At 69.6% G+C, this 7,575-nt stretch carries 7 protein-coding genes; all 7 read right to left on the bottom strand.

Annotated elements, in window-relative coordinates; all coding sequences use genetic code 11:
• Positions 1–209 precede the first annotated feature (209 nt).
• From AC069I_RS16490 to AC069I_RS16460, 7 genes are read right to left on the bottom strand one after another with little or no spacing between them, the layout of a single operon-like run.
• Positions 210–539 (bottom strand): avidin-fold protein, encoded by a 330-nt coding sequence (locus AC069I_RS16490; protein WP_478230109.1) that lies wholly within the window; start codon positions 537–539, stop codon positions 210–212.
• Complete coding sequence (locus AC069I_RS16485) at positions 536–1,780, bottom strand: glutamate synthase-related protein (protein WP_478265753.1); 1,245 nt, start codon at positions 1,778–1,780, stop codon at positions 536–538. The genes AC069I_RS16490 and AC069I_RS16485 overlap by 4 nt, the downstream gene beginning before the upstream one ends.
• Entirely contained in the window at positions 1,777–2,772 is a 996-nt protein-coding gene (locus AC069I_RS16480) for an asparagine synthetase A (protein ID WP_478230107.1), read from the bottom strand. The genes AC069I_RS16485 and AC069I_RS16480 overlap by 4 nt, the downstream gene beginning before the upstream one ends.
• Positions 2,769–4,079 (bottom strand): methylaspartate mutase, encoded by a 1,311-nt coding sequence (locus AC069I_RS16475; RefSeq protein ID WP_478265752.1) that lies wholly within the window; start codon positions 4,077–4,079, stop codon positions 2,769–2,771. The genes AC069I_RS16480 and AC069I_RS16475 overlap by 4 nt, the downstream gene beginning before the upstream one ends.
• A complete protein-coding gene (locus AC069I_RS16470; protein WP_478265751.1) occupies positions 4,076–4,540 on the bottom strand; it encodes a cobalamin B12-binding domain-containing protein in 465 nt (154 codons plus the stop codon). The genes AC069I_RS16475 and AC069I_RS16470 overlap by 4 nt, the downstream gene beginning before the upstream one ends.
• Positions 4,537–5,817 carry an ATP-grasp domain-containing protein gene (locus tag AC069I_RS16465; RefSeq protein WP_478265750.1) on the bottom strand — a complete coding sequence of 427 codons (1,281 nt, stop codon included), beginning with the start codon at positions 5,815–5,817 and terminating at the stop codon, positions 4,537–4,539. The genes AC069I_RS16470 and AC069I_RS16465 overlap by 4 nt, the downstream gene beginning before the upstream one ends.
• Positions 5,814–7,565, bottom strand: a complete 1,752-nt coding sequence (locus tag AC069I_RS16460; RefSeq protein WP_478232431.1) for an ABC transporter substrate-binding protein — start codon at positions 7,563–7,565, stop codon at positions 5,814–5,816. The genes AC069I_RS16465 and AC069I_RS16460 overlap by 4 nt, the downstream gene beginning before the upstream one ends.
• Positions 7,566–7,575: the final 10 nt, after the last annotated feature.

Raw genomic sequence — 7,575 nt, 5'->3', positions numbered from 1 at the left:
GTGTCCTGAGGGGGACGGGACCGCGGTGGGGGGGGGGGGGGGGGGGGGGGGGGGGGGGTTTTGGGGGGAAAACCAAAAACCCCCCCCCCCGACCCCCCCTGACCCAACGCCTGCCGCCGGCAAGCCCGCGGGTTCGCGCCCCGAACGCGCGTGAAGGCCCCCTTCCCTCGGCTGACCCAAGGGGAAGGTGGCCTTCACGCGCAAACGAGCTACTCGGCCACCTCTTCGATGGCTGAAGTTCCGCGGGAGCCGGGATTCCCATACCGTTCCCACACCTCGTTCAGCCGGATCCGCCCGTCCGGCAGGAACTCCGGCGTGTTCGTGCTGTGCCCCGCGATCACCTGACCGCTGACCAGCACCATCGTGTAGGCCATGTCGATCGTCCCGTCCTCGCCGCACTTCCCGGTCAGCGAGCCGAGCCGCACACCGCCGCCGGTCAACTCCGCCCACACCAGGTCGTCCTTCTGCCGGTACAGGGTGACCGGCGCGTTCGGATCCGTGCTGACCTTGCGGAACCGTTTACCGTCGTAGTTGATCATTCGTTCTGCTCCGTCCGGGTCGGGAACCAGAGGTCGTCCGAGGTCAGATCCGCGAGGTCGTACTTCCCGAGCGCGCTGGTGAGCAGCCGCAGCTCGAGTTCGAGGCAGCGCACCAGCCGCACGAGCCCTTCGGCCGCGTCCTCGTCGACGGCGAGCAGCGCCGCCCGGCCGAGGCCGACCGCGGAAGCGCCCATCGCCAGGCACTTGAGCGCACGGGCCCCTTCCCAGATCCGCCCCGACACCAGCAACGACGCGTCGTGCTTGCCGACCCGGCGCAGGCATTCCACCAGCGGCAATCCCACCTGGTCGAGGAAGACCGACGGCGCCCAGCCGGTGCCGCCCTCGGCACCGTCGACGGTGACGGCGTCCGCCCCCGCCGCCCACGCGACCCGCGCGGCCTCGCCGACGTCGCGGCCCGGATGCAGTTTCACCCAGGCCCGGGCCCGCGGGTAGTTGTTGCGCATCAGGTGGATCTGCTGGCGCAGGATCTCCCCGGTGAAGGTGCCGGGGCTGCTGGAACGCAGCACCATGGCCTGTTCCTTACCGAAGGCTTCGTCCACTGTGTACTGTTCGGCGATCTCGCCGGCGGCCGTGCGCGAGAGCACGGTCATCCCGCCGAGCCCCGGTTTGGCGCCCTGTCCCACCTTGAGCTCGAACGCCAGCCGCCCGGTCTCCAGCAGTTTCGTCGCGGACGGGTCACTGTAGACGAGGTTCCACACCTCCGCGTCGGCGTCTTCGGTGCTCTGCTGCACGACGACACCGCCCAGCCCGTCCGGTACGGCGTCGGCGTACGCGCGGATCCGTCCGAGCAGGCCGTCTTCGGCGCTTTCGCCCATCCGGCCGTATCCGTGCATCGGCACGACGTTCTCGCCGATCACCATCGGCATCCCGAGTCTGCCCGCCTGTTCGCTCGCGGCGATCCCGAGCCCGCTGCCCGCCACCTGCGTGGAGCCGAACGCGCACAGGAACACCGGCGACGGCGCGGTGAACCCGCCGAGGACGGTCGACAACCCGACATCGCCGTACACCGGTTCACGCGCGAGGTCGAACATCTTCTCCAGGCGCCGCGGGACGAACACCGGCGGCACGATCCGCGCGCGGTCGAGTTCATCGGTACCCGAGTCGACGTCCGCGCCGAACAGCGACCGGCCGTATCCCGCGACGTCGGGGAAGACAGCCGCGCTGCCTTCCCGCGCCCTGGCCCGGATCGCGTCTTCGGGGAGCTGCCGCGCGGTGATCACGGCGCCGCGATCCCGGGCAGCTTCGGGTACGCGTTGGCCTGCCAGATCGCGTCCAGCCCGGCGATGTACCGCGTCACCCGCTCCAGCCCCATCCCGAAGCCCGCGCTCGGCGGCAGCCCTTCGCGCGCGAGGTCGAGGTACCAGGCGTACTTCGCCGGGTTCTCCCCCGTTTCCCGCATCCGCTCGATCAGCCGCCGGTACTCGTGCGTGCGCTCACCGCCACTGCAGAGTTCGCCGAACCCGTCCGAGGCGATGAGGTCGAAGTTCCGCAGCACCCCCGGTTCGGTGCTGGACTCACCATCGGTGAACCCGCGCGAACCCTTGGGGTAGTCGACGATGAAGAACGGCCGGTTCGTCTGCTCCGAGATGATCCGCTCGCCCTGCCAGTCGATCTCCGCGTCGGCGCTCTGCCCGTGCCGCAGGCCCTGCAGCCGCGACACCGCCTCGCGGTGCGTCATCCGCTCGAAATCCTCTTCCAGCAGCGCCGTGAACGCTTCGGGATCCCGGCCGAGCGTGGCAAGGTCCACTTTGGACTCTCGCAGGGTATGGGCGACCACGTGCCGGAGCAGGCCCTGAGCGACGTCGAGGACCTCCTCGCGGCTCGCCCGCGCCACTTCGACGTCGATCTGGGTGAACTCGACCAGATGCCGTCCGGTGGTCGAGGTCTCCAGCGGCTCCAGCCGCACGTTCGGGGCGACATAGAAGATCTTGTCGAACGCGAGCAGCGAAGCCTGCTTGTACAGGATGACGCTGGTCATCATCTTGTACTTGTGCCCGTAGTAGTCGACGTCGACCTGCTTCGCACCACGGCATCCCGGGTCGGTGACCGGCCCGATCAGCGGCGGTTGCAGTTCCACGAAACCGTTCATGCCGAGGTATTCGCGGGTGCCCGCGGTGATGCTGTTCTGGATGCGCAGCGCCGCCTGCGTCACCGGCGACGTCAGATGCTCGCGGGTGCCCGGCGGCAGTGCCGCGGCCGATGGTCCGGTCATGTCCTACTCCCCTGTGTCAGTCGGTTCACGGGCTCGATTCCCGGCAGCCCGTACTTCTCGTCGAACGACCGCTCGACGTAGCGGAGCGCGTCCAGCAGATCGCCCGAGGTCATCCGCCGTTCCGCGGGCAGGTCGACGAGGTCGCCCAGCGGCATCGCGCCGATCCGCTGCCACTCCAGGCGGCCGCCGGCGTCCAGCCGTCCGCGCGCGCGGCCCGCGTTGTCCGGGTGCAGGCAGAACGGGACGTCCAGCTGCCCCCGCGCGAACGCCGTGACCAGCGCCCTGCCGAGGTCGGTGTCGAGCGAAAGAACGTTGTCCACCAACGCTTTCGCCTGCGCGTGGATCCCGGTGTCACCGAGCCTGCCGATCCGGGACGCACCCCGCGCGGCCTCGGCGGCGTGCTCCAGCGCGGTCACGTTCTCCGCCACGGTCGGCAGCCGGTGCGCTTCGGCGGTGGTCTTGACGATCAGCCTGCTCGCGCCGGTGCGGGTGGCCAGCCGCGCGGACTCCGCGATCAGCTCCAGCGCGCCGCCCGGTGTCCTCGGGTGGACGCCCATGTAGCCGTAGATCACCACATGCGTCCGCGCGTGCGGCACGTATTCCGCGATCAGCGCGTGCAGCGCGGCGACGGCCTCCTCGTCCTGCCCGGCGTGGGTCTGCTGCGCGTAGCTGAAGGACAGGCAGCGGATCCCGTGCCGCCAGAAGAACATCCCCTCCAGCACGCTCAGCGCGACCAGCAGCGCCGGTGGGCACAACTGACCCATCATGCAGCCGCCGAAGGTCTCCAGGTGCGGCTCCAGTTCGGGACCGCGGGCCTCGGCCAGCGTTTCGCACGAGCGCCGCCAGTTGTCGACGGCTGCCGAAAGCGGCATGCGGCTGTACGGCAGGCAATACGACACCGGACCGCCCTCGGTCGCGTGCAGCCCGAAGTCCAGCAGGGACCGGACGATCCGGCGGGGGTCCGCCGAACCGTGCCGGACCTGCACCGGGAAGTCCCCGGTCAGCACTCCGTCGAGCAACGCCGTCGTCGTCGCGGGATCGTGGTCGACGAGCGGGTACCCGTTGAGATCGGCACCGGCCGCCAGCGCCGCGCGAGCCGCCTCGTGGTCGCCGACCCTGGTGTAGCTGTCGATCGTGATCGTGCCGACCGTCGCGGCCCGCGCCGCCCTGGTCGCCAGCAGTCCCCGGGTCATCCGCCCCGGATCGGCGAACCCCATGCGGGGCTGGACGACCAGGTCACCCCTGGCGTGGTGGCGCGCGACCACCTCGCCGAACGAATGTCCCCGCCGCGGGGTGAGCACGCTCATCCGGCACCCAGCGGGACACCGGGGGCGCGCACGGACAGGGTGCGGAGGAAGGTCCGGAACGGCGTCAGCCCGCCGGAGTCCTCGAACACCGCGTCGAAGCCGGCCTCCAGCAGCCGCGCCGCGTTGCTGCCGCCCGTGACGTCGAGCTTCCCGCCGATGACGACCGGCATCGTGACCAGCTCCGCCCGCGCGCGGAAGGTTTCCATCAACCGGACGCCGTCCTGACGGCCGTGCCCGTTGAGGCTGCTGATCACCAGCAGGTCCGGCCGCCGGGTGACGCATTCGCGCACGATCGTCGCGTCCGGGACGCAGGCGCCGAGGTTGGTGACCCGGCAGCCCAGTTCCTCCAGCAACAGCTCCAGGTACACCAGGTTCCAGGTGTGCGCGTCGGACGAGAGCCCGGTGACGAGCACGTCGAGACCGGCGTCCGGGAGCGTGGGCTGGACGGCTTCGATGGTCATGGTGCGGCGCTCTCCCTCTCTCCTCGGTCCGGCCGCACGTCGATCTCGATCAGCGCGACCGCCTCTTCGGCCAGGCGCGACGCCTCCGCCGGGCTGTCCGCGGTCACCATCAGATCGCCGACGCGGTCCCACGAACTGCGCAGCCCGTCGAACCGGTCACCCGCCGAAACCCCGACGTCGCACAGGAACACGCCTTCGGCCTGCGACGCCTTCTCCACGCCGCGCACGTCCTCGATGAGACCGGGCTCGATCGAGAGGAACCGGACCGCGGCGCCGCCTTCGGCCCTGCGCGGCAACACGTCCACGACCGGTTCGTCCTTCATGACCGAGAAGTAGGCGCGGTTCAGCTCCACCGGATAGGCGCGCTGGATCAGCTCGATGATGCCGTCGCCCGCGAACCTGCCGGCGCATTCGACCAGGTACGGGACGCCGTCCGAGACGATCCATTCGCAGTGGACGATCCCGGTGCGGAACCCGGCCGCCGACGTGAGCCGCCGGGTCTCCTCGGTCAGCGTCACGGTCAGCTCGTCCGTGATGTCGGCGGGGACGATATGCGCGAGCTCGATCGGGCGCGGCCCGGGGAACAGCCGCTTGCCGGTGACGTTGGCGAACAGCGGCTCGCCGTCCCGCAGCAGCATCTCGACGCTGTACTCGTCGCCCTCGACGAAGCTCTCGGCCAGCATCTTCAGTTCCATCGCGCGGTCCGGGACGAAGATCCCCTCGTCCTGCACGACACAGTTCGCCCACGCCTGCTCGGCTTCCGCCGGGTCGGTGAGCACCTGCGTCCCCACCGATGCCTGCCGGTTCGCCGGCTTGAGCACGGTCTTCCCCGGATGCCGCGCCATGAACTCGCGGACCTGGTCCGGGCTTTCGACGTGCGCCGACGCCGGATTCGCGATCCCCGCCGCCCGGCTGACCAGGCGCAGCACCGCCTTGTCCCGCAGGATCTGCGCCGCGCCGAACCCCGCGCCCGGCAGGCCGTAGCGCTCCGCGAGCCGGGCCGCGAACGGGGTCGCGTACTCGGTCAGCGGGACGACGGCGGCCGGATCGAGGTCGTGGTGGACGTGGTAGAACTCGTCCGCCTTGCCGGGAAGGTGGAATTCCCACTCGATCAGCTCGCGCACCAGCGCCGAACCGGCCACCGTCGTCCGTGCGTCGCGTTTGCGGACGACGTCGGGTTCTTCGACGAAGATGACCGAGCCGTTCGGCTGGAAGTCCTTGATGGACGAGCCCAGGGCCGCGGCCACGAACCCGACCAGCACCACCGGCCGCGTCATGACTCGTCCTCGACGTAATACCAGTTCTCCGGATTGATCAGGCCGTACGGGTTGATCGGCGAGAACCCGCGCAGGTTGCCCGCGACCTCGAACAGCCGCCGCGGGAACGTCGGCATGAAGATCACCGGCGCCTGGTCGGCGATGTACTCCTGGTACTCGTAGAGCGCTTCGAGGGAGTCGGTGGTGACGGTCTTCGCGATCAGCTCGTCCGCTTTGGCGTCCCGGTAGTTGCTGAAGTTGCAGGCGGCGCCGCTCTGGAAGAGGTTCTCGCCGGTCGGGTAGTTGTAGACCCAGCCGCCGCCCCAGCAGGACAGCTGCCACATCCGCTTCTCGCCGGGGCCGTCCTCCGCCACCAGCACCGACCCCATCACCTCTTCGAGGCGGATCTCGATCCCGGCCTTGGCCGCGTCGTCCCGGAACTGCGCCATGAGCCGGGCCAGCGAGGGCCGCCCTTCCCAGTAGCGCAGGGAGAAGCTCAGTTCGGTGCCGGCCGGGATGCCCTCGCCCGCTTCACCGGGGCCGGTGCCGGGCCGGACGCACACCGCGGGTGAGGTGGTGACGTCCCAGCCGTTGTCGGCGAGCAGCTGCCGCGCCTTCTCCAGGTCGAACGGCCAGAACCCGCCACGCTCGGCGATCTTCGGCGAGACCAGGTCGCTCTTGGGCAGCACCGGGATCGACCCCGTCTGGCTCCAGCCGTAACCCTGGTAGACCTCGCGGGCCCCGTACTCCTGGTCGAAGCAGCTCTGCAACGCCTGCCGGACGTAGGGCTGCCTGATCATGTTCCCGGCGACGGTCGGGTTGCTGAAGTTGACCGCCATGAAGTTGATGTTGAACAGGATCTGCGGTTCCAGCTGGAAACCGTCGCCGAGCGGGTTGGGCCCGCCCTTCGTCGGGTCGCCGTCGGGCTGGACGCCCATCCCCGGTGGCAGGAAGCCGACCTGGACGTCACCGGACTGCAGCAGTTCGTACTGCTGCTCGTCCGACGTCGTCGAGACCTGGCGCAGCTCGTCGAGATGCGGCGGGTTGGGCCCGCTGTAGTGCTCGTTCGGGACGAAGGTGACGACACCTTCCTCGGTGTAGCTCTTGAGCCGCCACGGCCCGTTCACGACACTCCACACAGGACTGTCGGCCCAGCGCGTGCGGTGCGAGTTGTCCTCCTCGACGACGTCACCGTTCTCCGCCATCAGGAACTCGTAGACCGCTTCCGCCTGACCGATGTCGTGCGTCGCGTCGGCGGGCCCGGCCGCGGTGCGGTCCCATGCCTTCGGCATCGGGGTGATCATGGTGAGCTGGTTCAGCAGCACCCAGTTCTTCGAATACGCCTTGTCGAACGTGAAGCTCACCTTGTCGTCGGCGACCTTCCCGAACGACACCAGGTTGTCCGGGAAGTAGCCCTCGGAGTACGCGCCGAACCTCGGCCCCTTCACTTTCAGCATGTTCATCCAGAAGATGACGTTGTCCGCGCAGACCGTCTCGCCGTTGGACCACTTCCACGGTTTGATCCGGACCACGCAGGTGCGGCCGGTCTCGTCCCACACCGGCTCTTCACCGACGCTGAGATCCCAGTCGATCTCCGGCGCGCCGTCCCGGCCCAGCCAGTACAGCGGCCGGTACATCAGCATCTGGAACTCGTAGAGGCTCCGCACGCCGAAGCGCTCGCCCGGGGTGAAGGGGAAGATCACCGCGGGCGGGAACCCGGGCAGGCAGGCCCAGGTCGCCACGCCGCCCTTGATCGGCTTGTCCGTCATGACTTTCGCT

Source organism: Amycolatopsis sp. NPDC043885 (assembly GCF_056435685.1).
The sequence above is the reverse complement of the archived record's forward strand: the minus strand, read 5'-3'. Positions and strand labels throughout refer to the sequence as shown.

Bases quoted from the DNA above. Each gene is read 5' to 3' on its own strand.
- AC069I_RS16490 (WP_478230109.1), bottom strand. From the start codon at position 539: ATGATCAACTACGACGGTAAACGGTTCCGCAAGGTCAGCACGGATCCG.
- AC069I_RS16480 (WP_478230107.1), bottom strand. From the start codon at position 2,772: ATGACCGGACCATCGGCCGCGGCACTGCCGCCGGGCACCCGCGAGCAT.
- AC069I_RS16475 (WP_478265752.1), bottom strand. From the start codon at position 4,079: ATGAGCGTGCTCACCCCGCGGCGGGGACATTCGTTCGGCGAGGTGGTC.
- AC069I_RS16470 (WP_478265751.1), bottom strand. From the start codon at position 4,540: ATGACCATCGAAGCCGTCCAGCCCACGCTCCCGGACGCCGGTCTCGAC.
- AC069I_RS16465 (WP_478265750.1), bottom strand. From the start codon at position 5,817: ATGACGCGGCCGGTGGTGCTGGTCGGGTTCGTGGCCGCGGCCCTGGGC.
- AC069I_RS16460 (WP_478232431.1), bottom strand. From the start codon at position 7,565: ATGACGGACAAGCCGATCAAGGGCGGCGTGGCGACCTGGGCCTGCCTG.